This is a genomic window from Desulfopila sp. IMCC35006 (assembly GCF_005116645.1).
Classification (GTDB): domain Bacteria; phylum Desulfobacterota; class Desulfobulbia; order Desulfobulbales; family Desulfocapsaceae; genus Desulforhopalus_A.
In genome coordinates this window covers 117095-144092 of record NZ_SWCM01000003.1, presented here as the reverse complement: position 1 = coordinate 144092, position 26998 = coordinate 117095, and the positions used below count along the sequence as shown (strand labels likewise).

Sequence of the window (26998 nt, the reverse complement as noted above, 5' to 3'; positions counted from 1 at the left end):
TTTTTTGCCCGGCTCTATGATAATGTTGAAACACACAGCAACTAAAGTATTCAGAGAACAGGTACAGCTGCTGTTTGCCAACTCTATGGTACCGGTAATCTTTTCTGTTGTATGTGCAGCGCTTTTATGCTGTGCGTTGTGGGCCGTCGTTGACCATTCTGTCCTTGTTGGCTGGATGGCGGTATTTTTCTCTGTTTCCACACTCAGAATTCGTCTTTTGTTACACTTTGCCAGACAAGGGGCAAAAGTCGTCAATGAAGATTACTGGTACCGGCGTTTTCTGATTGGAACCTATGCCATCGCGACGGTATGGGGGGCAGCCTCGTTTTTTCTGTTTCCCACCGACAGCCTCTCACATCAGGTAATGCTTATCGTCATTCTGATCGGAATGGCGGGCGGGGGCGTTTTTTCACTCTGCCCGGTTTTGCCGGTTATTACTGGATATGTGAGTCTGCTGCTCCTGCCTCTGACCATAAAAATGCTGACCCTGGGCACTGGCGAAGGCATGTTCAAGGGGCTCCTGGTTTTTCTCTTCTGGGCGGTCACTCTGATCGGTGCAATGAAGATCAGTAAAAACCTGCAGGAAAATATTCAGTTACGACTGCAAAGTATCGATCGGGAGAAAATTCTTAAAGTCAGCGAACAGCGGTATCGGCATATTTTTATCAATGCTCCTTTAGGAATTTTTCACTATGATGCGGACAGTGTAATTGTTGACTGCAATGAGGAATTGCTCCGAATCCTTGGTTCCACGCGGGAGCTGCTTATCGGGGTAAAAATGATTGACGTGCTCCAGGAACAAAAAATGCTCCGGGCCATCAGGGATTCTCTGACAATCGGTGAAGGGTACTATGAAGGCAGTTACACTTCCGTTACCGGTGACGCAACGAGGCCAATCCGGGCTTTTTTAAAAGCAATAAGTTTGTTGGATCAGACCATAGCCGGCGGGGTCGGTATTGTTGAAGATTTTACCGAAAAAAAACTGACAGAGGAGCAGATTCAGTATTATGCCTCGTATGACTCGCTGACCGGGCTGCCCAATCGCCGGCTGCTGCTCGAATACCTGAACAACGAAATAGCTCGATCCAGGCGGCATGGTCACTATGGCGCATTGCTGTTCCTAGACCTGGATAATTTTAAAACGATTAACGATTCCCTGGGCCATTCGGTAGGCGATGAATTGCTCAAAGTTGTGGCAGACAGGATTTCCGAATGTATCCGACGAGAAGATACCGCCGCCCGGATGGGCGGAGATGAATTTATTATTATTCTCACCGAGCTGGATACTTCCATCGGATTGGCAGCGCATAAGGTGCGGGGCATCGCCGAAGAACTTTGCCTTTGTGTTTCTGCCCCCTGCAAGATTGAGGGGCGGGATCTGCAGATAACCCCCAGCGTCGGCGTCACCCTTTTTCCCAAAGATGATATGGGCGTCGATGATATCCTCAAACAGGCAGATACCGCAATGTATCGGGCCAAGGCTGCCGGTCGTAATGCAGTGCACTTTTTTCTGCCAACCATGCAGGAGGCGGCCGATGAACGGTTGCGCCTTAATACCGAGATTAGAAAAGCCCTGGAGGAAAAACAATTTGTCCTGTTCTATCAGCCGCAGGTTGATAGCTCCGGCAAAGTTCTCGGTGCGGAAGCTTTGCTCCGCTGGCGTCATCCGGAAAGAGGTATTGTCCCTCCTGGCGATTTTCTCGAGATAGCAGAAGAAACAGGGCTTATGCTGGAGATCGGTCAATGGGTATTGCGAGAGGCCTGCCGGAACATCAAAAAATGGATGGATGCCGGCCTGCTTGGTGAGGCACAGACAATTTCCGTCAATATCAGCGGGAAAGAGTTTGATGTCCCTGATTTCGTTGCCACGGTCAGTGCCGTCCTCAGCGAGACCGGAGCTGATCCGCACCATCTGGGGATCGAACTGACTGAAGGAAGTCTTGTTTCTACCGGGAGTGATATTGTCCAGAAAATAAGGCTGCTCCAGCAAATGGGCATTAAATTTTCTGTAGATGATTTCGGTACCGGTTACTCCTCACTGAGCTACCTGCAGAGCCTGCCGCTGAATACGCTCAAGATCGATCGTTCTTTTGTCAACGATATCAAAGATGCCAGTCATGATATCGTGCTGGTCGATACTATCATCATGATGGCCCACAATCTGGGGCTGGAGGTTATTGCCGAGGGTGTAGAGACCGAACTGGAACTTGGTTATCTCAACAGAAAAGGGTGCAAAGTGTATCAGGGGTACTATTTCAGCAAACCGCTTCCTGTTGAAAGCTTTACTGAAATGATTGAATCAACCATGGTTTGCGATATCCACATTTAACCGCTATGCGTCATTTGTGTCCTGTGGCTCCTGGCAGGCATTTGCAGCTGTAAGGGGCGATATGGCTTTTTGTTTGCCCCTGGGCGATATCTGAAAATTTATTGGATGATCGAGATCGATATTGCATTATTTTTTGCAATCATTTAAGTATCTGAGCCTTCACTGATAGAGCGTTTCATTTATTCTTTCCCGAACCCCGGTAAGCTATGATAGAGCCGGCGTAAGTATCCTGGCTGGATTGTTTTCTTGCAACAAGTGAGGAAATATTCTGCCACGAACTTGGATCTTCGGGGTTTTTTCAAAAATTCACAGGCGATCGCGCTGTTCTTATGCTGCAGCAGTTGGAGTTCGAGGTTCTCGAGGTGTATCGGGTGTTGGATATGGCTGTGGCCCAATTTGCTTCCCGGACCGGACTTTCCTGTCCGGACGGCTGCGGCCATTGCTGTCTGTCGGAAAAGGTGGAGGCAACGGTGCTGGAGTGTATTCCTCTGGCATTCGAGTTGTTTCGCACCCTGCAGGCGGAATTTATTCTGAAACGGCTTGAGAAAAATGGCCATGACAAGCGGTGTATCCTGTATCGTCCCGATATGACGGACGCCGGTTTCTGGGGATGTACCCAATATAAATACAGGGCCGTGGTTTGCCGACTCTTCGGATTTGCCGGAAACCGTGACAGGCAGGGGATTGCCCGGCTGGCAATGTGTCGGGTAATGAAGGAAAAAAACAGTGCCGGCAGCCGCGAAATCGAACTTGCCGATCCACACGCACCGCTGCCTCTTTTTGTTGATTCGGGTTTGCGTATAACTGCTTTGCATCCCGGTCTCGGGACAGTGCGCATGCCGATAAACATGGCATTGCGGGACGCCCTGCTCAAGGTTGGCATAATGCTTGAATTATCCGGTGCTGATTTATCCGGCAGGCCGAGTGATCATGAACTTCCACCGACAAAACCTGTGCTTCCCCACTCCCCGCCAAGCCGACGGGCAGCCTGAGAGTTTACAGGCCACAGATTGCCTCGGAGTATTCTTTTTCCTGGCGGCGCGGAAAAAGGGAGATAATTCTCCTAGTCTATATACTGAAGGTGGTGTAAAATTCTGTAGTTGACAAGGTGATCCCTATGGTACCTGCAGGGCGTATCCGGGTAAGAGGAACCTTCTTTTAACCAGCCGGCACATGAAAACTTCCAAATCTGCGCTGATCAAACAGTATATCGACTCATTTCCGGTTCTGCCGATGACGGTGATCAGATTGATGAAAGTCACCAATGACCCTGGTTGTTCGGTAAAAGAGGTTGTCGACACCATTCATTCAGACCAGTCTCTGTGCCTGACGGTTCTTAAGATCGCCAATTCCGTTCTGTTCGGGCGTCCCCAGAAGGTCGATTCCCTCAAGATGGCTGTCGTGATTCTGGGCTTCAACGAAGTACAGCGAATTGCCCTGACCAAAGCGTTGATTAATTCGTTCAGCAAATTGGCCAGACAGCATAAACCCTTTGTCGATCGATTCTGGACGCATTCCTTCGCGTGCGCAATGGCCGCCAGGATTATCGCCCAGGATCTGCATATTGTCCCTGAAATAGCCTTTATGGGCGGTCTTATTCATGATATCGGCAAACTGATCATGCTGCAGACTTTCGCCGAAGACTATGGCCCCGAACGCTGGATGGCCGGATTGAGCAATGAGCAGACGCTGTACGATGAGCTGCAGATGTTTTCTTTTACCCACGATATGTTAGGTGGGCAGTTGCTGAAAAAATGGTATTTCCCGGAAAATTTAATTACCGCGGTTGCCTATCACCACCGGCCTGAAGAAGCGGTAAAGGAAAAAATCCTTGCGCATGTTATCCAGCTGGCCGATCTGTTCTCATTTTATTGCTGCAACCGGGAATTGATGGAAGACGATGATATCCTCGCGGTAGTACATACCTCTTTGCCTGATGTGCAATCGCAGTGGTCTGATTTTGGTCGATCTTTGGAAGATGCAGCAATAACCGGATGGTTTCACTGGTTGGTAAACAACCATGAACAGGGCAGTGCGCTGAACGAAGCGTTTTTCCATTGAGGAAGGAAAGGCGAGGGCGATTCCGTGTTGTCAGGTCTGCCGGACATAAAGAGAGTCTGCGAAACAAGACAGGAAAGCAGGTGAGCAATAAAATATCTCGATTTTTGTGGAAAGCCGCCATCTGTTTTTTTGGCTCGACCTTCTTTTTTGTTGTCTTGTTCCGGTTCATGCCTGTTCCTGTTACGCCACTCATGCTGATCCGTTCCGTCGAACAGGTGCTGGCAGGTCAAGAGCTGCGATTGAAACATTCCTGGGTTTCTATGGATGCCATTTCGAAAAACCTGGCCCTGGCGGTGATCTGCAGCGAGGACCAGAATTTTATGAATCATTTCGGTGTGGATATCAAAGCGATTGAACGTTCGGTGGAAGCCTCGAAAAAGAGAGGAAGACGCCTGCGCGGAGCCAGTACCATCTCACAGCAAACGGCAAAAAATGTATTTCTCTGGCCGGGCAGGAGCTGGATTCGCAAGGGGCTTGAGGTGTATTTTACCATCCTCATTGAGATTGTCTGGAGTAAACAGCGTATTCTTGAGGTGTATCTGAACAGCATAGAGATGGGCAACGGAATATATGGCGCGCAAGCGGCTTCCCGACATTATTTTCAAAAAGATGCCCGAAATCTCTCAAAAACACAGGCTGCAGCGATTGCTGCGGTCCTGCCTAATCCTCGCGAGTACAGCGCTAATCCGCCAAGTCCTTATATTAAAGGCCGGATCCACTGGATTTTAGGACAAATGGGCCAGCTGGGGGAACTGAACTTATAGCCCGCAAAAGGGGGAGTACAAAGAGCACCACAAGAGGCATTTAAAAAAAGTGGGCCTGCTGAAATTGATTATCTGTACTGGAATCGAGCAACTGAGTATACTACTATTACAAACCAAATACTGGCATCTCCCTATATAAGCAGTTCAAAAAGCTGGATCCTTTGAAGAATCAGATTTCTCCTTCACAAAGACACGGGGCACGCAGTCCATGGCGCTATGGCAGATTGGCCATGGTTTTCTTCTGCCTTGTTGTTCTCGCCGCCTGTGCACCGGTTGGGCCTGACTATGAGCCTCCGGCAACGCATATGCCGGGGCAATGGCAGGTACGTGGTGCCGATTTTACTCAACCGGCCGGCGGACAGGCAGCTCAGTGGTGGACGCTGTTTGGCGACCCGCTGCTCAACACACTGGTGGTAAGGGCTGTCGCCTCCAATAATACTCTGAGAATTGCCGAGGCGAACATCCGGGAAGCCCGGGCCCAGCGCAGCATAGCCGGTGCAACCGGATCGATCACCGGTGGTGCGGCAGCAAGCCACAGTCGGAGCAGTGACAACAGCTCTGCATCGGGTAAAAGTCAGGACCTGTTTCAGCTTGGTTTTGATGCCGGCTGGGAGCTGGATATTTTCGGTGGGGTTCGTCGTTCCACTGAAGCGGCAGACGCCAGCCTTGCCGCAAGCCAGGAGGATTTGCGTGATGTCCAGGTCTCTCTGCAGGCCGAGGTGGTGAGGAATTATATCGAGCTGCGCGGTCAACAGATGCGACTTGCGACCACCCGGCGCAACATCGCCAGCCAGCAGAAGACGGTCGAGCTGGTCAGGGGGCGTTTTGAGATAGGACTCGGCAACGAACTTGACCTGGTCCAGGCCGAGACCCAGTTGTCACTGATCAGAGCGCAGGTGCCTGCCCTGGAAACCTCGGTCCGGCAGTTCATGCATCAGTTGGCTCTGCTTCTTGGACAAACGCCGGAGAATTTAGTCACTGAGCTGACCCCGTCGGCGGATATTCCTCCCATCCCCCCGCTGCTCCAGATTGATCTTCCGTCCGAGCTGCTCAGGCTGCGCCCCGACATCCGCTCAGCCGAGCGCCGGATCGCCGCCGCCACCGCTGCGATCGGTGTGTCCACTGCTGAACTTTTTCCCAAATTTTCGCTCACCGGGATGCTGGGGCTAGAGAGCCGCAACCTGTCTGAGCTTGTCGCCTCGGGGAGTCGCTACTGGTCGCTTGGTCCGGCTCTCAATCTGAACATTTTTGACCAGGGGAAAGCCCGTGCCGGGATCGAAATAAACAAGGCCCGCCGCGATGCAGCCCTGGCCGTCTATGAACAGGCAGTACTCACTGCGCTCACTGAGGTAGAAAATGGTCTCGTTGCTTTTGCCAAAGAAAAGAGCACCACGAATATTCTCCGTGCAGCCGTCGCTTCCGGGCAAAGGGCGGTACGGATCTCCAATGGCCTCTACGAAACCGGCCTTGCCGACTTTCTCAATGTCCTGACAAGCGAGCGAGCCCTCTATCAGTCTGAGGACCAGCTGGTGCAAAGCAATCAGCGCCTGGCTCTTGCCATGGTGGCCATTTTCAAAGCCATGGGTGGCGGCTGGCAGGACCGTGGTCCTGATAAAACAGTTTCTGGAACCGATATGGGTTCTGCCTCTATGGTGAGACAACCTTTCCCCGTCCGATAAACGATATGAACCATCTGATACGCTCCTTCCTTGCCCGATCCGGAACTGCCGGTGGCCGATGTATACCCCTTGCCCTGATTGTTGTTTGTCTGCTGTTTCTTCTTGCTGGATGCCTGGAACATAAAGGAAAACACCGCGAAAAGGCCGATCGCCCCAAAAAAGCCATGCCGGTGACTATCGGTCTCAGTGCAGTGAAGAATGTCCCCGTGGCGCTCAGCGCCATCGGCACTGTCGAACCTTTTGCAACGGTGGCGATAAAATCGCAGATTACCGGTATCCTGAAAAAGGTCCACTTTCAAGAGGGTGACGACGTTAAAAAAGGCGACCTCCTTTTCACCCTGGACGAGCGGCCTTTTATTGCCCAGCTCAATCAGGCCCGGGGTACCCTGGCGAGGGACCGGGCGGAACTGGAAAATGCCCGAAAGGAGCAGAAACGCTATAGTCTGGCTGCCGGCAAAGGATATGTCTCCAGCGAGCAGGAGGATACGGCGGCAACCAGAGTCGCCACCCTGGGCGCGACGGTACAGGCGGATGAAGCTGCGGTGGAAAACAGTCGTCTGCAGCTTGAATTCTGTTCCATTGTCGCGCCTATTGACGGCCGAACCGGGGAGCTTCTGGTCACTGCCGGCAACCTGATCAAGGCCAACGGCGATACCGCCATGGTGACTCTCAACCAGATCACTCCCATCAAGGTTTCTTTTACCGTTCCGGCCAAAAATCTTCCGGAGATAAAAAAATATCAGGCGGCAGAAAGCCTGCAGGTGCAGCTTCCCGGTGTAAAAGGAGACCCTCTCACGGGGGCCTTTTCTTTTTTCGATAACCGGATTGATTCCAGTACCGGAACCGTGCTGTTGAAAGCGACTTTTGCCAATATCGGTCAGGATCTCTGGCCCGGCCAGTTTGTCGACGTCCAACTGGTTCTCACCACGCGTCCCGGAGCAGTTGTCGTTCCCAGCCAGGCCATCCAGGTCCGGCAGGACGGTGCCCATATCTATGTCGTGCACGATGACATGACGGTGGAAGACCGGCCGGTCACCACGGCGATGATCGTGGATAAAGAGACGGTCGTCGAGAAAGGTCTGGTTGGCGGCGAAAAGGTTGTTACCGAAGGCCAGCTGCAGCTCACCGACGGAACAAAAGTGCAGGACCGGAAGCGTCAGGTGTCAGAGAATTCCAAGGAGCATACATCCGGCAAAAGAGAGGGACAGGGAAAATCATGATTTCCATGTCGGCTATTTTTATCCGTCGGCCGGTAATGACCGTGCTGACCATGCTGAGCATCATGCTCTTTGGCCTCATCGGCTATAAACAGCTGCCGGTCAGTGATCTGCCCGATGTCGATTTCCCGACGATTAACGTCACTGCCTCTTTGCCGGGGGCCAGTCCGGCCACCATGGCCTCTACGGTTGCCACCGTCCTGGAGAAAGAGTTCTCAAGCATCGCCGGAATCGACTCGATGAGTTCGGTGAGTACCACCGGCAACACGCGAATAACCCTCCAGTTTTCTCTGGAGCGCGATATCGATTCCGCCGCCCAGGATGTTCAGGCAGCCCTGGCCAATGCTGCCCGCAGGCTGCCCGACGGTATGCCGTCACCGCCATCTTTTCGCAAGGCAAACCCTGCGGCCATTCCGATTCTCTATATTTCTCTCAGCAGCCCGACTCTGCCACTGTCCATTCTCGACCAATATGGTCAGACGATGAGTCAGCGTCTCTCCACCGTCCTCGGGGTAGCGCAGGTCCAGCTGCGGGGAACCCAGAAATATGCCGTCCGGGTGCAGCTTGATCCAAAGGTGATGAAGTCGCTTGACCTGGATGAGGCTGAAGTGGCGGCTGCCATTAATGCGCAGAACTCCAACAGCCCGATGGGCCAGCTCACCGGTTCCCGCAGAACGGTCACGCTGCAGGCCAACGGCCAGCTTACCGAGGCTGCGCAATACAAAAATATTATCGTTGCCGTACGTAATGGCCGCCCGGTAAGGCTCTCGGACATTGCCACGGTTCTCGACAGTGTGGAAGACGATCAGGATGCCGCCTGGTTTTTCACCCGCACCACCAAGGCACAGTCGATTTTTCTCGCGGTCTACAAACAGACGGGGATGAACACCCTGGAGGTGGCCAACGGGGTGAAAAAAATCCTGCCCGTACTGGAGGAAAGCCTGCCGGCTTCGACCAAACTGACCATCCTGCGTGACGGCAGTATTCCCATTAAAGACTCCGTTGACGATATCCAGTTTACCATGCTCCTCACCCTTGCCCTGGTGATCATGGTGATTTTTTTGTTCATCCGCAATATCTCGGCCACCGCAATTCCCAGCATGTCCCTGCCGATGTCGATCGTCGGCACCTTTAGCATTATGTATCTGCTCGGCTACAGCCTCGATAACATGTCGTTGATGGCCCTGACCCTGTCGGTTGGTTTCGTGGTGGACGATTCCATCGTCATGCTGGAAAATATCGTTCGTCATATGGAAATGGGCAAGAGCCGGATGCAGGCGGCGCTGGACGGGGCACAAGAGGTTGGCTTCACCATCATTTCCATGACCTTATCGCTGGTGGCTATATTTATACCGCTCTTTTTTCTTGGCGGCATCATGGGCCGTCTTTTTCGCGAATTTTCGGTAACCATCGGGGTCGCCGTACTGGTCAGCGGATTTATCAGCCTGAGCCTCACCCCGATGCTCTGCAGCCGGTTTTTGCGTGAACCGCATCTGCTCCATCATGGCCGAATCTACCAGGCAAGTGAGCGCATGTATCAGAAACTGGTCGGCCTCTACGAGCGCAGCCTGCTCTTTGTGCTCCGTTATCGTCTGGTCACACTGCTTTTATCTTTTATGGTGCTGGGCGCCACCGTCTACCTGTTCAATATCGTTCCCAAGGGTTTTATCCCCGCCGAGGACCGGGATATGATTCTGGTTTCCACTGAAACGTCCCAGGACATTTCCTGGCCGGCACTGGTGGAACACGGTATGGCTCTTGCCGAAATAACCCGGCAGGATCCTTATGTTGACCGCTTGATGCTGGATGTTTCCGATACGGTATTTATGCTGATTGTATTAAAACCGCGGGCAGAGCGCGAGTTGAATGTGGAAGAGGTGATCGCCGAACTTCGTCCCAAACTCAATTCGGTGCCCGGCATCAGGGCCATGCCGATCAACCGCCCGCCGATCAATGTCGGTGGCCGCCGCAGTCGCAGCCTGTATCAGATAACCTTGCAGGGGCTGGATATTGACCAGCTCTACAGTGCCTCGACGGTACTGGAAAAAGCCATGCAGGCGCAACCCGGCCTGCTCGATGTCTCCAGCGACCTGCAGCTGGAAAATCCCGAACTCAATATCGATATTGATCGGGACCGGGCTCTGCTTCTCGGCATATCCCCGCGGCAGATTGAGGAAACCCTCTACAGTGCCTTCGGCCACCGGACCGTGTCGACCATCGATGGGACCAACGACCAGTACAGCGTGATCCTCGAATTCCTGCCGCGTTATCGAGCGGATGCATCGGTGCTCAGTATGCTCAACATCCGGTCCAGCCAGGGAAAACTGGTGCCGCTCTCCTCTGTTGCCAGGATGCACGAGGGGGTCGGACCCCTGTCTATCAACCACACCGGCCAGCTGCCATCGGTGACCCTGTCTTTTAATACCACCCCGGATATTGCTCTCGGCGATATCGTCAAGAACCTGGAGAAACTGACCGCGAGTGTTCTGCCCGATGGCGTTCGTGCCTCTTTTCAGGGCAATGCCCAGCAATTCCAGGATTCCCAGGCCAGCATGGGCTGGCTGCTGGGACTGGCGATTATTGTCATCTATATTGTGCTCGGCATCCTCTACGAGAGCTTCATCCACCCGCTGACGATTCTGACCGCCCTGCCGTTTGCCGGTTTCGGCGCGCTGTTGACGCTGCTGCTCTTTGAGACGGATTTATCCATCTATGCCTTTGTCGGCATCATTATGCTGGTCGGTCTGGTGAAGAAAAACGGCATAATGATGGTCGATTTCGCGGTGGTCGCCCAGCAGCATGGCAAAAGTCCGGATGACGCAATCCGGGAGGCCTGCGTCATCCGTTTTCGTCCGATCATGATGACCACCATGGCCGCGCTGATGGCCGGCCTGCCGATCGCTCTCGGATTCGGGGCCGGGGGCGAATCGCGCCGTCCGCTGGGGCTTGCGGTTGTCGGCGGGCTGCTGTTTTCGCAGACGCTCACTTTATACGTCACCCCGGTTTTTTATCTGTATATGGAGAAACTGCAGCAGTGGCTGAAGCGTCGGAAGGAAACCATTACACAGCCGGAAGAGTGAGCTGCCGCTGTTTGCGGTGAGGAGACTATTTTCTAAACGGATTTGTTATAAGCACAGGACAATGGGCCCGTTTCAGAACCCGTTTGGTGACACTGCCGAGCAGAATTTTTTCCAGTCCCTTCGCCCCGTGGGAGCTGATGACGATCAGGTCTCCATTTTTTTCCCTGGCGTAATCGACAATTTTTTCAACCGGGTCGCCAAGGAGTATTTCTCCGGTGCAGCCGGGGAATTTAACGATATTGTCGGCAATGAGTCTGGTCATTTTTTCTTCCGCAGCCGTCTGGAGTCTCTTCCGGCATTCTTCAACATACGGAACTTCCAGTATCCCGTCACCGGTATACATATCAACAACGTAGACGAAATGGGGGACTGCTTGCAGTTTCTCCGCCATGTAGGCTGCATATTCCACCAGGTTGTCGGTTGTTTGTAGAAAATCTACCGGAACGATGATGTGGGTAATTTTGCTCATTTTACGCTCTCTTGAAATATTCGATTATTTGACCACGAGAACCGAGCAGGGCGCCGTATGCAAAACTCTGGTTGTCACACTGCCAAGAACCAGCCCTTCAAGATTGGTCAAGCCACGGGAACCCATAATTATCAATACACATTGTTCAATCCTGGCGATATCGGGAATCACCGCTTTGGCTGGTTGTTCCATTAATCGTTCCTCGAAGTCTACCTCTGCTTCGGTCAGGCGTTTCTTGTAGGGGGCGATGAGATGTTCTGCGTTATGCAGGATGTGGTAAATGGCGTCATTTCTCATCGGTTCCCCGAGCAATGCCGGAAATTTTTTATGGCAGTGGACCAGTATCACCTTTGCCTGTAAAAGTTTTGCGTAGTCTATTCCGGTTTCAAGTACTTTGTCGGAATATTCGGAACCATCAACTGCGACCAGTATTTTTTTTTGCGTCATTGCGTAGCTCCCATGTAATCAACAGGTTAATCCCTCGAGCCTATACTCTTTATGAAGGTGCTGGGACAATATCCAAAATTAAAACGAACCGATACATAGAGTCTCTCTATATTGTATTGCATCTGATTTTCTGGACAAGGATCAGGGAATAGATTTATCCCTTGCGGTCAACGTTGTCTGTTACATTCCTCCTAAGTTAGGCAAAACTGCAGCGGCAAAACTTAATACAAAAAAGAAGCCGCACATATCGGTGACGGTTGTCAGGAGTGGGCTGGAGACCAGGGCCGGATCGAGTTTTAACTTCTTGAGCACCAGGGGGAGCATCCCACCGAGGAGGACGGAAACCAGTGTGTTGGCTGCCAGTGCGCCGCCGACGACAATTCCAAGCCATGGATTTCCCTTCCAGAAAAAAGCGACTCCCCCCAGCAGCAGGCCAAGCACCAGACCGTTGATGATGCCGATCTTGGCCTCTTTGGCCAGCACCCATAACAATTCACCCGGTCGGACCAGGCCGAGGGAGAGTTCGCGCATGGAAACCGCCACAGCCTGATTGCCGGAACAGCCACTCATGTCGCTGACCATTGGCAGAAAAACTGCCAGGGTGATGACTGCGGCCAGGGTATCCTGATAGAGGGCGATGACACTTGCCGCGATGATATTGAGGACGATATTCATACTCAACCAGGACAGACGGCGGCCGGATCGAGTAAGCAGGGGCATAGTCCGGAATTCCTCGCCGCCGATAATACCGCTCAAGCGAAGAAACGTTTTCGTTTTTCGTTTGTTGATCGCTTCTTCAATGGCATTGGGCAAAACCACGCCAACCAACCGTCCAACATCGTCGACAACCGGTGCGCCGAGCAGGTTATGCTCTTCGAAAAAATCTTCAAGCTCTCTGAGCGAGGCTTTATCGGATACGCTGAGCGGGGACGAAAGCATGATCTGGTCGAGCTGAGTCCCCCGGGTAGGAAACAGCATGTCATGCATCCGCAGGACACCGACTAATTTCTCGCTCTGATCAACGACATAAAAATATTGCACATGGTAATCAACGTATTCACTCCGGTTGAGCTGGAGATCATTGAGGACGTCCTTGATAGTCTGATCGGTTCTATAGACCAGAAATTCGGAAATCATCAACCCGCCGGCACAGTTCGGGTCGTATTCCAACAGCATCCTGGCTTCTTCGGCGTCTTCCTTGTCCATTACCGCAAGAATTGCGTCACTGGTTTCCTCATCCATTTCCCCGAGCACATCAACCAGGTGATCGCTGGACAGTTCCTCCAGAATGGCGGCTGCCTGGGCCGATGGCATATCCTCCACCAGGTCGGCAGCCTGGGTGTCGGGGATATCCTCGATCATGTCCGCGGCATCTTCAGGGCTAAGAAGGCTGAAGAGCATCTGCTGCTCGTCTTCATCCAGACGGGAGATAGCCCGTGCGGTCTCAGACGGGCTGAGTGTTTCAAGAAATTCTGTCAACTGGGCGCTGTTTTGCGTAGCGATCAGATCACTGAGCATATCCCAGGTGGGAATTATTTTACTCATAGAGAGCCTCTTATAAAATACCAGGGCAGCATGTTGAGCGGATCTGGATGGTGGCTTTGAAAAAATAAATGAATCTGTCGGCAGAGCTTATTCACGGGAATGGTCGTCGTCAATTGATAGTTTGGATGAAACAAAAAATCTTTTGTCTTGGGATGATGCTGGCATTCTTTGGTCCACTGATTGTTCTGCTTTACCGCAGGACAGTACACTGCTCAGTGGTTGAGGCTGGATTTCGCGATGATGTTGGGACTGATTGCCGTTATGAACTGTGGTTATTGGATAAAGGCAACTGCTCGCACTGGTGAGCCCTCAGCATCTGCCATGCTTAATGGGAAACAGGAAAAATCAAAACGGTTGCAGGGAAGATCTTGCAGATTGGCCAAATTTTCAATGATAATAATATTATTCTGCAGTAGAGCTTTGTGGACGGGATAGTCTTGACTGTCTACCGGGTCAGCGGATATCGTGTCTAGCCCGAATCCTTTTAGACCAAAGCGGCCTAACCAATGTGCCGCTTCCAGAGATAAAACAGGATACTCGGCAAAATATTGTTTGAAACCCCAATATTGGCTCCACCCCGTATGGAGCAATAAGAAATCGACAGCCTGAATTTTATCCTGATACGGCTGTAAGAGATTGACGCCGATAGATTTCACCGTGGAATCATCGTGGCGTAACAGGAAGGCTGAGCCGTAGAAGTGGTCTATTTTCAGCATATCCAGGGTGTTGTGTTTTTTCAGCAGATGGGCGGGAGCATCAACATGTGTTCCGGTATGTGAGTACATGGTGATCTTCTTTTCAAGAAAACCTACCTCGTCAATAGAACATTCAGTTGTGATTGTTGGTGGCTCTGTACCAGGATACACCGGCATGTTCTGGGCTATTGGATGGGTTAAGTCGAATACAGTCATGTGATGCGGCTCGTGGGTAATTTTCTTTTAGACATCGGCAGATTTCTCCCTATAATACTTGATTCTCTGGTATGGCACGTTACTTTACTCAACTTGAGGATTTTTGGGCAGCAATTTTAGCTTGACCGTCAAGGTGTTGTTGACTATAAGACGCAGCTCCCTGATAACACGATAATTTAAGGTAATACGGTTTGGAACTGCAGACATTCGTTAACTATTATTTAAAGATTTTCTTTATTCTTACCCCGTTCTTCGTCCTTTCGGCATTTCTTTCCCTCACCCGCGACTTCCAGGACTTTGAAAAGAAGCGGATTGCGCTGAAGGTGACAATTGCGGTGATGATCAGTTCGTTTGTGATCTATCTCTTTGGCAAATATATTTTTGAATTGTTTGGTATTACTCTGGACGCCTTCCGGATAGGTGCTGGCACTATTCTGTTCCTCTCTGCCCTCTCCATGCTTTCGGGTAACGACGACACTGCCGGCCAGGCAAGCAACCATGATATCGCTGTTGTTCCCCTGGCGATGCCCATGACTGTCGGCCCTGGTGTCATCGGTGTGCTCCTGGTCATGGGGGCGGAAGCCAGTTCCGTCATGGACAAACTCATCATCGGCGCTGCTCTCTTTCTTGCCGTCGTGAGCCTGGGAATAATCCTCTACCTGTCAACCATTATGAAACGCCTGATCGGCGAGCAGGGATTGGTTATCCTGCCAAAGATTACCGGTCTCTTTGTTTCCGCCATTGCGGCCCAGATCATTTTCACCGGGATCCAGAATTTTTTAAACCTTCACTGAGTCTTTTGGCAACAGGATATTGCCAGCTACGTCAAGCACCATTACCATGATGTGGTCAGGTTGGTACCTGGTCGACTGGAAATTGTATTTTCTGATTGCCCCTCAAACTCACCCTGGTTCAGCAGCTGAACATTCGGGGGAGTTAGATGGTATTTTCATTTTCTATGCGACCATCAAATATAAATAGTGTGAGTATATGTCAGACGCAAGGCAAGTAACTTTACTGGTTCTAACAGACAGGTCTCATCGCTGGGATTCAAGTATATCTTTGTTGCCGGCTCCAGAGGTGGTGGGGTGTGAATTTAACCCATCAATTTTTGAATATTCTGGTGTTGTGCTTGATATTAAATCTAAAGATCTCAAAAAGGATTTGCTTTTTCGTCTGAGAAGTCATTTGCAATTCTGTCTGCAGCCAATTTTCCTTACGGAATCAATCAGCATCCCGGCAGATGCTGTGGCTGATGGGATTGTAGCGGATATAAATGAGGCGTATGCCTTGGCTCAACCCATTTGTCTGCGCATCAATAGTCTTGGCTATGATCCATTAAGTGTTCTCCCGAGTCCGTTATTTAAGGTCCTTCTGTATCTCTATGTCCGTGGTACAGATATTTCCCCGGTAAAAGATTGGAATTCTCCTGCTATTTACAGTTATCCCTTTGTTGCCCTGCTTATCGGTTTTTCCGAGCAGGTGGAAGACTGGCTGGAGGCGCAAAATCAAAGGTTGCTGCTGGAAAAGGGTGTGTTGGTCGACAGGTTGCGGAGGTGTCCGCACTGCGGTCTTGCAAACCCCAATTATGTTGATGTCTGCACCAATTGTCGTTCAATTCATATCCATCAGGATCTTTTTCTACACTGTTTTACTTGTGGTGCTGTACAGCCGGAGAAAGTCTTCCGGACCCAAACTGGCCAGCTGGTATGTCCGCAATGCAATGCGCGGCTTCGACACATTGGCACTGATTATGATAGACCTATAGAAAACTATACATGCAGTGACTGTCATAGCTCATTCTCGGAGCCTCTCATTGTTGCCGCGTGTCCTCGATGTGAAAGAGTGACGGAAACAGAAGATCTGGAAGTTAAGAACTATACAACCTACCACCTGACTGAAAAAGCAGTGATTGCTGCGAAAACCGGTCGTATTGAAGAACCGTCAGCCCTGCTGGATAGTTTGCAGAATGTGAATTTCACATATTTTACTTACATATTCAACTGGCTTTTTTCGATGGCAAAACGCTACAAGGATGGGGAATTTACGGTTTTTGCGATCAGAGCCACTAATTTCGAGGAAATTGAGGGTGCGGTTGGAATTGCTCGTCTGCTTGAACTCATTGAGGAATATGTCAAGCGGGTTAAGTCACAGTTGAGAACGACTGATTTGACGTCCCTGGGCGAAAAAGACGATATCTGGTTTCTGCTGCCCAGAACGAATGTGCAGGAGCGGCAAATAGTCATTGATCGTATATTAGCCTCGACAACTGATACATCGCAAAAAGAGGACCGAAACATTTTGGATTTGCGTGTTGTGGCGGTAACAATACCTGGTGAATCAGATCAGCATGATACTCCGGAAAAAATTATTGCAATGATCCGTCAGGAACTCAATCGCAATTAAAGAGGCGCATCGTGTTTGCTCAGCTGGAAAATTTTATTATTAATGTCTGGTTCATTTTCCAGGGTTTTTTCGATGCGCCCTTGGCTCATTTTGACGAGTTTATTTTAAAGTTTGTTCCTTTTGCGCTGTTTCTTGAGTTCCCCTTATACGTACTCATCATCGTCGGAGTATTTTTTTATGTGTTGCGACGAAGGTATGGTTTATCGCAAAATGTCAGCTATATACCATCTGTTTCCTGCATTGCACTCTGCTATGCAGAAGAAGATGCTGTGCAACGAACCATTCGCAGTCTGACCGAACAGATCTATGCCGGACCGATTGAAATTCTCGCGATTATGGATGGTGCTGCCCAGAATATTTCAACCTATAATGCCGCAAAATCTATGGAGAAATACGTAAGTAATTTTCCCAACAGAACATTGCGGGTTGTTCCCAAATGGCAGAGAGGCGGGCGGGTTTCTTCAATGAACCTTGGCCTTACCCTGGCAAAAGGTGAGATTGTCATGGCTTTAGACGGGGATACCTCTTTTGATAACGACATGGTTTTTGAAGCAACAAGGCCTTTTGTTGATGAAAACGTGGTCTCCGTGGCTGGAAATCTGCGTGTAAGGAATGTTGCCGCATCCATTATGACGAAATTACAGTCAATTGAGTATTTGATCTCAATTTATCTGGGTAAAACCGGGTTGAGTGAATTTAATATTGTCAACAATATTTCCGGTGCATTTGGTGTCCATCGGAAGAAGTTCCTGGAAAAATTAGGCGGTTGGGACGCAGGAACGGCTGAGGATCTCGATTTGACCATCAGGATAAAAGGATATCTTGGAAGGTATCCACATCTTCGTATTGTTTTTGCCCCCCGGGCCATTGGCCATACGGATGTTCCTGTGACGCTCCGCCAATTTTTCAATCAACGTCTCCGCTGGGATGGGGATTTGTTTTATTTGTATCTCAAAAAACACAGATCCCGAATTCGGCCGGGACTTCTGGGATGGCGTAATTCTCTTATGATGTTGTGGACAGGGTTGTTTTTTCAACTTGTCATGCCTTTTCTTATAGTTATTTATACTGCGTATATCCTCATAGTTTTCCCTCCTGAACTGTTTGCGGCTATAATGTTGTTTGTTTATCTGGCCTATCTTATTGTGAGTGTCGGAATGTATGCAATATTTTTCGTTTTTTTGTCAGAAAGAAAACAGCAGGATGCCGGCTTGATAATTTTGCTGCCGCTTTTTCCACTTTTTTCTTTTGTTGTAAGAGTCTGGTCGGCGATTGCGTCACTTAAAGAGTTGGTTCAGAATGCTCATTTAGATTCTTCAATGGCACCATGGTGGGTGCTGAAAAAAACAAAATTTTAACTATGATATCGACAATATCTCGATCTGTGCATAAAAATAGTGTCTATTCGGTTTACTGGTCAATTGTGCTGGTTTGTTTTTTTACTGCGGGCGTTGGTCCGGCGAATGGGACGCAAGTGATGCCTAGAGGTGGCGTTTCCTCCAATGCTCCCCTGGCAGAGCTTGAACAAGCTGTTATAACCGCCAGTTCTGTCGAGTCAGAAAGGGCATTGCTTGAGGAACTGCAGGCTGATTTAGAGCATGAACGGGAAATTGCCGGTTGGAAGATTATCGGTTCTGCCCGCAGCGGGTATACCAACGAGCAGCTTACCACCGATACGAGAAAGGAATATTACCCCACACAGATATCTGCAGGCCTGACCCACCCACTTTTTGGCAAATTCAAGGATGAACAATCTCAGCTGTTGGAACTGGAGGCGGGGGCAGAAAATGGACGGTTGAAGGTCGCCATAAGGCGTCTTGATGCTCTGGAGCAGTTGCGTCTGAGCTATATCGTACTCTGGGGAGTGGAGCAAAAGATTCTTCTTGCCGATGCTTTTCTCAGCACCCGACAGGAAGACCTCGGTGTATTGGAAAAGCGTAAGGACGCAGGTCATTTGCTGGCCTCAGATTACTTCGAGTTCATTACTGCGCAGGACCGTGTCGAAAGGGAGCGAAGGGTTAACCATAATGCGGCTGAACGGGCTCGTGATATCATTCAGATGCTGACCCATATCAGAGTCGCAAGTCCGTTAATCTATGTACCTGATCTGCCGGTGAGCTGTGAAGATTCAGAAGGGGTGCTTGCAGCGCTTGATCAAACTCCGGAAATTCTCTTGTACCAGAACCTGGTTGACCTGGAACTCAAAAAACAGCGCTATTCCAGAAACGATATCAAAGGTGATGTAACTGTCAGAGGATTTGCTGCTACTTCTGAAGAAATTAATACCGAATTTGGTTACGGCGCGACAGTGAGTGTGGACGTGGCAATGCCGCTTAATCCATTTGCTGCTGATTCGGGCAGTCGTGTTGTCGCGCAGAAACGTCTGCAGCGATATCAACAGGAATTAATGACCAAAACTGAAGAGCTGAAACTTTCCATGATGGAACGTGTACGGGATCTTGATTCAGAACGTTCAAGAAAAAAAGACAATCTTTCACAGCTACAGGCGGCGACGGAACTTCTGCGAGAAAAAACACTGCGGATTAACAGAATTGATGGAGATGTCCTGGAACAGTATCAGCGGGCACGCTATCTCTATTATCGGGCGGCAACGGATTTCGTCGATGGTGAAGTTCGATTACTGCAGAGTGCCGCCCAGGTTTTACGTTTCTGCCCTGAAGGTGGAGCGAGGCAGTCTCTGGTCGCTGAGAACACTTCGGTTATTCGTCCTTTGGCCGACGCCTCGCCGGGTAAAACTTCTGGCGGCAGTAAACAAAAGTCCCTCGCCTTGCCACCTCAAGACACCACGGCCCGTTCCGTAGTGTATTGGTGGAACACCACGTCCCTTTTTGATTACCCCTTTCCTTTTGCGGATTTTAAGCAGCAGTCAATTGATCATGTTCTCGTTTCTTTGAATGCGGGGCAATTGGCATATATCGCCACACCGGAAGGTCAGGCGAAAATGAGGCGGCTTTTGGCTGACGGTCAGCAGCAGGGACTCACTGTGAGTTTGCTGCTTGGCGAGCCAACGTGGATTTTACCCGAGTTCCGGCATCGCCTGATGAACATTCTGCAACTTGCCAACAATTTTGATTTTGCAGGTGTGCATCTCGATATGGAACCATCCCAGCTTGATGCCGGAAAATATGGTCTGGAATATCTTGCCGCTCAATTGCTCAGAACTGTCCAGGTGGCCACAGAAGTCAGTGAACATCCAATTGAAATAAGTATCCACCCCAGGATGCTGGACACAACACAAACCAATATTTGTTTTGGATGTGGTTTAAGCAATCTCCCCCTGAACAGAGTTGTGGTGATGATATATCGAACAGAGATGCAGGCGGCAGCTGACCAGATGGCTCGTTTTTCTAAAGAGTTTCCAGGAATTAAATTTGCAATCGCCCAGAGTGTCGAAACGTCCCTCGGGCCTGAAAACAGCTATGCGCATCAGGGATTAAAATCGTTTACACAGGTGCGGCAGCGTTTTATGGGGAAAGATTATAAGTCAGGCTGGCATGGGGATGTGTATATTCAAGACTGGCAATCCTACCGGCAACTTCTGAATTCTTCTGCTACTCACTAAGGCTGGAAAATATACCATGAATATCAGTTACGATCGTAAGCGCCGCGACCCGACGCGGGAAGGACAGATGAAGGTGCCGTATGCCCCGGCTAAACGTGCTTTAAGTAATTTTAAGTGGCGTCTCACGTTGCTTGTCGTGCTCAGCCCGTTTCTGTATTTTGGGGGGAAGATGGTGTACAGCATGTTTGTCGCCCCGTCATCTGGATTTGTGATGCTGGATATTCAAAAATATCAGAGCCCTGCAGAGAGTTTGGTGCAAAAGATTAATGTCGAGATAGGACAGCAGATAGAGGCAGGAGATCTGCTGATAACCTTAGAAGATCGACAAATAGAATCAGAACTCGTCCGCTTACAGGCAGCACGCGAGGATCTGCTGGCTGCCTCCGATACGGATCAGGGATCAGGAGAGTATTTGCTGAAGCAGAAAAAGCTGGCACTGGAAGCTGTGGCGTATCAGCGAAGCGGCTTCGAAAACATTTCTTTTCTTTTTCAGCGGGGTGCTGCAACCATTGCCGAGAAAAAAACAGCGTTCTCGCAACTCAATGGCGCTCGGCTCCAGCTCAATAGTGCTGAGCATGCGCTGAGCCAATGGGCAGAGCGGCAGCAAAGCAGCCCGGAAAGAATAAGGAAGATGCCGGAGTATCGTCAACTGCAAGAAAAAATAGCGCAGTTGGAGCAGGAGAAAATGCGTCTCTCAGTATATTCGACCTCCCCAGGCCAGGTAACAGAAATAAATGTGGCACAGGGGCAGGTTTTGCCAAAGGGGGAGGAGTTGATAGCTGTTGCCCGTCAGGATAAACAGATTATAGCATCATTTATTTCGCCAAACCATCTTGCACGTGTTCAGCTTGGTGAAATAGCGGATGTCGTTTTTCCATCGGGGAAAGTAATCAAGGGACGTGTGCAGTATAATCCCCGTATAACAGGACGATTGCCGGCTTACCTTGCAACTCCGATGCTGGGACGTCAACGAATGGTCATTGTGCACCTCACCCCGCTGGAGCCAATTCCACCGGAAGAAAGTATTGATGGTTTGCCGGTGGATGTCAATTTCATCTCTTTTGCCCGGCAGTTTATTGAGCGGGTCAAAAATATTTTCGTTCCATTCAGTTAGATACGCGGGGTGGGGATGAGACGGTGGCGACTGCCGGTTTTTTCACACTCTATCAGGGGGGATAAGTTCATTCACGAAATACGTTACTTGTAAAAAGCACAAGTAACGTATTTCTCATTCACTAAAAATAAGTGTCGAATCGAATGGTCAACTCGTTCATGCCGTCAACGTTTGTCAGCATCTCTTGAATACGCTCGCGAATAACCGATTGCTGGTCTTCGGGTACCTTCAGGGAAATGACTACCGCCCCGCTTTGTGCAACCACAACTGCATTGGGGAAATCAAAGAGTTTATCACTGACCAGGGCATGCAGCGCGGAATTGGCCAGAGCTTCTTTTGATTCCTTCGTTTCCTGAAAGGATGGCAGACTTACCGCGTTGGCGATAAGATCCACCGCCTCGTCTTCGGACAAATGACCGATGCGCAGGGTCATATTGTACATCGCGGGGTCCATCAGGTCGATGCCATACAGGAACATGCCCCACTTGCGTCGTTCATCGTCATCTTTTTTCAGCGTGTATCGGGCTTTTTCTTCGGAAATGTTTTCCCGTGCCATCTCGTCGGCGACTCTTTTATCCGTATCGGCGATGATTCTTACCTTCAGGACATGCGATATATTGTTGACAAAATGATGCCCCAACAGACCGTGGTAGATGACGTTGCGATGGAGAAAATGCTGCAGAATTGCGGAGCGAATGGCCGTCTTGAAACGTTTTTTGCCATGAGGGAAACGATCCAGCACGGAAAAAGCGTCGTTAAGACCTCGGACCAGCTTAATTTCCGGGAGATGAAATTTGTCCAGGTTTTCCAGGATCTGATCCCGGGAAAAACAGGTGTATCCTAATCTCTTAGCCAGTTTTTCGGCTATTGACTTACCGTGATAATAACTCCCGCGGGAAATAGTGATAATCGGCATCATAACCTCCTGGTGGTGTAAGGTTAGCGAAGAAAAGTGTGAGGAGATTGTCTCCCCGCGCAGATGAACGCAAACAGAAGACTGCACCCTGGTATATTTACCACAGAGTATAAAGTTATACGATGCTATCTTTCTTGACAATACGCACTTTGATGATGACAGGTCCTAATGAACCACGCAGGCCAGTCTGGCAGGATGGCTAACTTATCTCACAACAAGGAGAAGCAGGATGGCTGATAAGAAAGAAAAGGAAGAAAAGAAAGAAAAAAAAGACAAGAAGGATAAGAAAAAGAAAGATGCCAAAAAAGAATGCTGCGGGGAATCGAGTTGTCAAACAGTAGAGGATAAAAAAGGTAAAAAAGAGAAGAAAGAGAAGAAAGCTAAAAAAGCTAAGAAAGACAAGAAAGACAAAAAGAAGTGAGCCTGGTCTTTTCTGCACCCGGTCCGGCGGCATGTGCTGTCTGCCGGACCGGGTGACGCAAAGGTCATTTCATTAAGCAGCTACCTGGTCAAGAGACGCGTTGTTTTCCGATAAGCTTGCTTCCTTCATCTCCAGGTACTCGTCGAAGTTCATCATCTTGTCAATTATTCCATCCGGGGTGATCTCGACAATTCTGTTGGCTACGGTGGAGACAAACTGATGGTCGTGGGAGGCAAAGAGCACCACCTCCGGAAAAGCCATCAGCCCATTATTCAGTGAGGTGATCGACTCAAGATCAAGATGGTTGGTCGGCTCGTCGAGAATCAGGACATTGGCGTCGGCGAGCATCATTTTCGAGAGCATGCAGCGTACCCGCTCTCCACCGGAAAGAACGGAGGTTTTTTTTGTTGCCTCTTCTCCGGAAAAAAGCATTTTGCCCAGGAAACCCCGGATAAAGCTCTCGTCGGTTTTCGGTGGCGAAAACTGCCGCAGCCAGCCGACCAGATCCAGCTGGTCATTGTCAAAATAGGAATTGTTCTCTTTGGGAAAGTAGGCGTTTTTTATGGTTACCCCCCAGCGGAAGCTGCCTGCATCCGGTTCAAGTTCTCCGGCAAGAACCTGAAAGAGCGTAGTCTTGGCAAGACTGTTCGGGCCGATAAAGGCAATTTTGTCACCTTTATTAACGGTAAGCGTCAGGTCTTTAAACATGGACACGCCTTCGACCTCTTTACTCAGTCCGTCAATCTCCAGAATGATGTCGCCGCAGGGCCGTTCCGGCTTGAAGACGATATAAGGATATTTTCGTGACGAGTTGGGCATATTGTCGATGGTTAATTTTTCCAGCAGTTTTTTCCGCGATGTTGCCTGTTTTGCCTTCGATGCATTGGAGCTGAAGCGTCTGATGAACTCTTTCAGCTCTTCGGCTTTGGCCTTGACCTTCTTGCTTTCGGTCTCTTTTTGCCGGAAATGGAGCTGGCTGGCTTCATACCAGAAATCATAGTTGCCGACGTACACCTCAATCTTGCCGAAATCAATATCCGCCATATGGGTGCAGACCTGATTGAGGAAATGGCGATCATGGGAGACTATGATCACGGTATTGTTGAAACGGGAAAGAAAATCTTCAAGCCAGTTGATGGTCTTCAGATCCAGTTGGTTGGTCGGTTCGTCCAGGAGCAGGATGCCGGGGTTGCCGAACAGGGCCTGGGCGAGCAGTACCCGTACCTTGTCGCTGCCGTCGAGCTCCTTCATTTTTTTCTGCCGCAGTTCTTCCGGGATACCGAGTCCTTTGAGCAGCACTGATGCTTCTGCTTCGGCCTCATAGCCATTCATTTCACCAAACTTGACTTCCAGCTCGCCGGACAGAATACCATCTTCTTCAGTGAAATCGGTCTTGGCATAAATGGCCTCACGAGCGGCCATGATCTTGTACAGCTTCTTGTGGCCCATGATCACGGTGTTGAAAACAGTGTATTCGTCAAAGGCGAACTGGTCCTGATTCAGCATGGCGATGCGCTGACCCGGTCCTTTGCTTATTTCCCCGCGGTCGGGATCAAGCTGTCCTGCCAGGATTTTGAGAAAAGTGGACTTGCCGGCACCGTTGGCGCCGATCAGCCCGTAGCAGTTGCCGGGGGTGAACTTAATATTGACGTCTTGGAAGATGATTCTCTTGCCATAGGAGAGTGCGATATTGGATGCAGTAATCATGATGGTGTCCTCGTTAAAAAGCCAACAGGATACTTCCCATGGCGTGGAGTGTACTGGAAAAAATTGCAGGCGTTAAAGGGTTATTCTTCTTCGGGTAAAGGAGTTTCTTTGGTCTCGTCAGGCTCAACCTGTTTCTCCTGCTTGCGTGCTTTTTTATCTTCTTTTTTCTTTTTTTTGGCGATTTCTTTTTGTCGTTTCTCGTATGAATAGTTCGTTCTGGCCAAGACTCTCTCCTTTATAGTGGTTAGTGTTCGTCTTGAATTGAAATAAAAAAAGCCCCCGCAGAAGTGCGGAGGCTTTTTGTGGTCAAACTCGGTTGTTACTGCTGGACAACGTTCGCAGCAGCAGGGCCTTTGGGGCCGTCAACAACCTCGAAGGTCACTCGAGCACCTTCTTCGAGAGATTTGAAGCCCTGAGCTTGAATTGCCGAATGATGCACGAAGACATCATTGCCGCCATCCTGCTCAATAAAACCAAAACCTTTCGAATCATTAAACCACTTCACTGTTCCTTCAGCCATCTTGTACTACTCCTCTTTGCTGGGTTCCTTGGGAACCCTTTTTTATGTAGCCGAACTATCACTGTGATACCTCGACTGGACGTCTGGATTATCCAGACAAATTAGATTATCTTACTACTGGTTTGCTCGTTCCGAAATCAAATGAGCACGCCTTGCTGCGCCGGCTTTTGCCATGGTTGGCCGTTGCCGGTTTTTTGCCTGTCGGCCGCGGTCGGGAATAATTGTCCCTTCTGTTTTCAACCGCCACTTCTTCGACGGTCGGCGCTGCAAAATGATCAGGAGTTGTCTCTCGGATCATTTTTTTGCCGAGAGTGCGCTCGATGAGAGAAACCATTTTATCATCTTCGCGATCGGCAAAGGTCAAAGCCTGGCCGCTTCGGGTGGCCCGACCGGTGCGGCCGGTGCGGTGCGTGTATGTTTCGGCGGTGTCCGGCACATCATAGTTGATTACATGGGAAATGCCAAGTACATCGATGCCGCGGGCGGCGATATCGGTTGCCACCATTATTTTATAGGTGCCGTCGCGAAAGCCGTCCATCGCCTGCTGCCGTTTCTGCTGGGAGAGATTTCCCTGCAGCGAGGTGGCGTTGAATCCGGCCTTTTCCAGCACCAGGGCCAGACTCTTGGCTTTGTATTTGGTGCGGGTGAAGATCAGCGTACAGGCCATGTCCCGTTCCTCAATGATGTTTTTCAGCAGAGAAGTCTTCTTTGCTTTGGCCACCTGATAGAGCACATGGGAAATGGTCGGGGCGGGCAGGGTATGGTTGATCTGCACAGTCACCGGCTTATACAGAATTTCTTCTGCCAGGTGACGAATTTCCTGGGGCATGGTTGCGGAAAAAACCAGCGATTGCCGTTTCGTCGGCAGTTGTTTGATTATCCGTCTAATATCCGGCAGAAAACCCTTGTCGAACATGTGATCGGCTTCATCTAAAACCAGTACTTCAACCGCTCTCAGGTTGAAAGCCTTATCATTGAGCAGATCGAGCAGGCGACCGGGGCAGGCGACGACAATTTCTGCACCGGAGTGAATTTTGCTGATTTGCGGCTGTTTGCCAACACCGCCGTAAACAACGACGCTGCGCAGACCGGTCTGTTTGCCCATCTGGCAGATGTTGGTATGAATCTGCTCTGCCAGTTCTCTGGTGGGAGCGACAATTAATGCCCGTACTATCTTACGCGGTCCTTCCTGCAGGCGCTGCAGGATTGGGAGAACAAAGGCTGCGGTCTTGCCGGTGCCGGTTTGCGCCAGGCCAAGCATGTCATGGCCGGCAAGGATCGATGGGATAGCTTCTTTCTGAATGGGGGTGGGGGCGGTATAGCCGCAGGCAGCAATGCCGGCGTTTATCTTGGGGTGAAACTGAAATTCGTTAAAACTCATAATACTCCATTGTATTTCGTGGTGAGATGCCGGGGCGTATCCCTGGTTTCTCGATCGGCGAATCCTTTTAGATCCGTCGGTAAATAATTTATTTTTCAGTATTTTGTTGCGCGGACGAGGAATTTTCTCCTGGTCGCCGCACGCACATCTCGACGCTTTGAATTTGTCTGCTCAGTGATCTTGGGTGAGTTCTGTTCTCTTAAATGAGAACCCTGTAAATAGAAATTATGCCTGCACTCAAGATAAAATAAGCCATACTGTTTTAAGTAATCAGCATGTGCTTCGACGGCAACGAACGACGCTTGGGGTAACAACGAGGTTAACGAGGACTACCTGAAGGGAATTGCTCCTACTTAATGTGTTTCAATGAGCGACACTATACACTCTTTATGCGATTAAGCAAGCAAATAAAAAAGAGTGGCGACATAAAAAACCAAAATTGCCCCGC

General features: G+C 50.0%; 22 protein-coding genes. 13 read left to right on the top strand and 9 right to left on the bottom strand.

Annotated elements, in window-relative coordinates:
- Positions 1-22 precede the first annotated feature (22 nt).
- The 7 genes from FCL47_RS06865 to FCL47_RS06835 all read left to right on the top strand — a co-directional run bounded on the left by FCL47_RS06865 (position 23) and on the right by FCL47_RS06835 (position 11130).
- Positions 23-2329, top strand: coding sequence for a bifunctional diguanylate cyclase/phosphodiesterase (locus tag FCL47_RS06865; protein WP_167496404.1), 2307 nt, complete (start codon positions 23-25; stop codon positions 2327-2329).
- Positions 2330-2658: 329 nt separating this feature from the next.
- Positions 2659-3321 carry a YkgJ family cysteine cluster protein gene (locus FCL47_RS06860; RefSeq protein WP_136812744.1) on the top strand — a complete coding sequence of 221 codons (663 nt, stop codon included), beginning with the start codon at positions 2659-2661 and terminating at the stop codon, positions 3319-3321.
- A gap of 181 nt (positions 3322-3502) precedes the next feature.
- Positions 3503-4390, top strand: a complete 888-nt coding sequence (locus FCL47_RS06855) for an HDOD domain-containing protein (RefSeq protein WP_136812743.1) — start codon at positions 3503-3505, stop codon at positions 4388-4390.
- 80 nt (positions 4391-4470) lie between these two features.
- The gene (gene mtgA / locus FCL47_RS06850; RefSeq protein ID WP_136812742.1) at positions 4471-5154 is read left to right on the top strand and encodes a monofunctional biosynthetic peptidoglycan transglycosylase; all 684 of its coding nucleotides are present in this window, start codon (positions 4471-4473) and stop codon (positions 5152-5154) included.
- 161 nt (positions 5155-5315) lie between these two features.
- On the top strand, positions 5316-6833 hold the full coding sequence (locus FCL47_RS06845) for an efflux transporter outer membrane subunit (protein WP_136812741.1): 1518 nt from the start codon (positions 5316-5318) through the stop codon (positions 6831-6833).
- 5 nt (positions 6834-6838) lie between these two features.
- Positions 6839-8053, top strand: coding sequence for an efflux RND transporter periplasmic adaptor subunit (locus FCL47_RS06840; protein ID WP_136812740.1), 1215 nt, complete (start codon positions 6839-6841; stop codon positions 8051-8053).
- A complete protein-coding gene (locus tag FCL47_RS06835) occupies positions 8050-11130 on the top strand; it encodes an efflux RND transporter permease subunit (RefSeq protein WP_136812739.1) in 3081 nt (1026 codons plus the stop codon). Before FCL47_RS06840 ends, FCL47_RS06835 begins: the two co-directional genes overlap by 4 nt.
- A 25-nt stretch (positions 11131-11155) precedes the next feature.
- Here FCL47_RS06835 and FCL47_RS06830 read toward each other — a convergent pair whose 3' ends face one another.
- From FCL47_RS06830 to FCL47_RS06815, 4 genes are all read right to left on the bottom strand, one after another.
- Positions 11156-11599 carry a universal stress protein gene (locus FCL47_RS06830; RefSeq protein WP_136812738.1) on the bottom strand — a complete coding sequence of 148 codons (444 nt, stop codon included), beginning with the start codon at positions 11597-11599 and terminating at the stop codon, positions 11156-11158.
- 24 nt (positions 11600-11623) lie between these two features.
- Positions 11624-12046 (bottom strand): universal stress protein, encoded by a 423-nt coding sequence (locus FCL47_RS06825; protein ID WP_136812737.1) that lies wholly within the window; start codon positions 12044-12046, stop codon positions 11624-11626.
- 180 nt (positions 12047-12226) lie between these two features.
- Positions 12227-13591: a magnesium transporter gene (gene mgtE, locus FCL47_RS06820; protein WP_136812736.1), complete on the bottom strand. Its 1365-nt coding sequence runs from the start codon at positions 13589-13591 to the stop codon at positions 12227-12229.
- Between the two features lie 272 nt (positions 13592-13863).
- A complete protein-coding gene (locus FCL47_RS06815) occupies positions 13864-14502 on the bottom strand; it encodes a cyclase family protein (protein ID WP_136812735.1) in 639 nt (212 codons plus the stop codon).
- Positions 14503-14693: 191 nt separating this feature from the next.
- On the opposite strand from FCL47_RS06815, the gene FCL47_RS06810 reads away from it, so the two are divergent.
- The 5 genes from FCL47_RS06810 to FCL47_RS06790 all read left to right on the top strand — a co-directional run bounded on the left by FCL47_RS06810 (position 14694) and on the right by FCL47_RS06790 (position 21605).
- Positions 14694-15296, top strand: a complete 603-nt coding sequence (locus FCL47_RS06810; protein ID WP_136812734.1) for a MarC family protein — start codon at positions 14694-14696, stop codon at positions 15294-15296.
- Positions 15297-15750: 454 nt separating this feature from the next.
- Entirely contained in the window at positions 15751-16908 is a 1158-nt protein-coding gene (locus FCL47_RS06805) for a hypothetical protein (protein WP_167496403.1), read from the top strand.
- An 11-nt stretch (positions 16909-16919) separates the two neighbouring features.
- Positions 16920-18266 carry a glycosyltransferase gene (locus FCL47_RS06800; RefSeq protein WP_240744169.1) on the top strand — a complete coding sequence of 449 codons (1347 nt, stop codon included), beginning with the start codon at positions 16920-16922 and terminating at the stop codon, positions 18264-18266.
- A 119-nt stretch (positions 18267-18385) separates the two neighbouring features.
- Positions 18386-20491, top strand: coding sequence for a TolC family protein (locus tag FCL47_RS06795; RefSeq protein ID WP_136812732.1), 2106 nt, complete (start codon positions 18386-18388; stop codon positions 20489-20491).
- Between the two features lie 16 nt (positions 20492-20507).
- Complete coding sequence (locus FCL47_RS06790) at positions 20508-21605, top strand: HlyD family secretion protein (protein WP_136812731.1); 1098 nt, start codon at positions 20508-20510, stop codon at positions 21603-21605.
- Between the two features lie 121 nt (positions 21606-21726).
- On the opposite strand, the gene FCL47_RS06785 is transcribed toward FCL47_RS06790, so the two are convergent.
- The gene (locus tag FCL47_RS06785; RefSeq protein WP_240744168.1) at positions 21727-22524 is read right to left on the bottom strand and encodes an AAA family ATPase; all 798 of its coding nucleotides are present in this window, start codon (positions 22522-22524) and stop codon (positions 21727-21729) included.
- 226 nt (positions 22525-22750) lie between these two features.
- Between FCL47_RS06785 and FCL47_RS06780 the strand changes: the two genes are divergently transcribed.
- Positions 22751-22942, top strand: a complete 192-nt coding sequence (locus tag FCL47_RS06780) for a hypothetical protein (RefSeq protein WP_136812730.1) — start codon at positions 22751-22753, stop codon at positions 22940-22942.
- 72 nt (positions 22943-23014) lie between these two features.
- Here FCL47_RS06780 and FCL47_RS06775 read toward each other — a convergent pair whose 3' ends face one another.
- The 4 genes from FCL47_RS06775 to FCL47_RS06765 form a co-directional block, all read right to left on the bottom strand.
- Entirely contained in the window at positions 23015-24649 is a 1635-nt protein-coding gene (locus FCL47_RS06775; RefSeq protein WP_136812729.1) for an ABC-F family ATP-binding cassette domain-containing protein, read from the bottom strand.
- 80 nt (positions 24650-24729) lie between these two features.
- The gene (locus FCL47_RS24525; protein ID WP_167496402.1) at positions 24730-24873 is read right to left on the bottom strand and encodes a hypothetical protein; all 144 of its coding nucleotides are present in this window, start codon (positions 24871-24873) and stop codon (positions 24730-24732) included.
- A 95-nt stretch (positions 24874-24968) separates the two neighbouring features.
- On the bottom strand, positions 24969-25169 hold the full coding sequence (locus tag FCL47_RS06770; protein WP_136812728.1) for a cold-shock protein: 201 nt from the start codon (positions 25167-25169) through the stop codon (positions 24969-24971).
- 106 nt (positions 25170-25275) lie between these two features.
- The gene (locus tag FCL47_RS06765; RefSeq protein ID WP_136812727.1) at positions 25276-26550 is read right to left on the bottom strand and encodes a DEAD/DEAH box helicase; all 1275 of its coding nucleotides are present in this window, start codon (positions 26548-26550) and stop codon (positions 25276-25278) included.
- Positions 26551-26998: the final 448 nt, after the last annotated feature.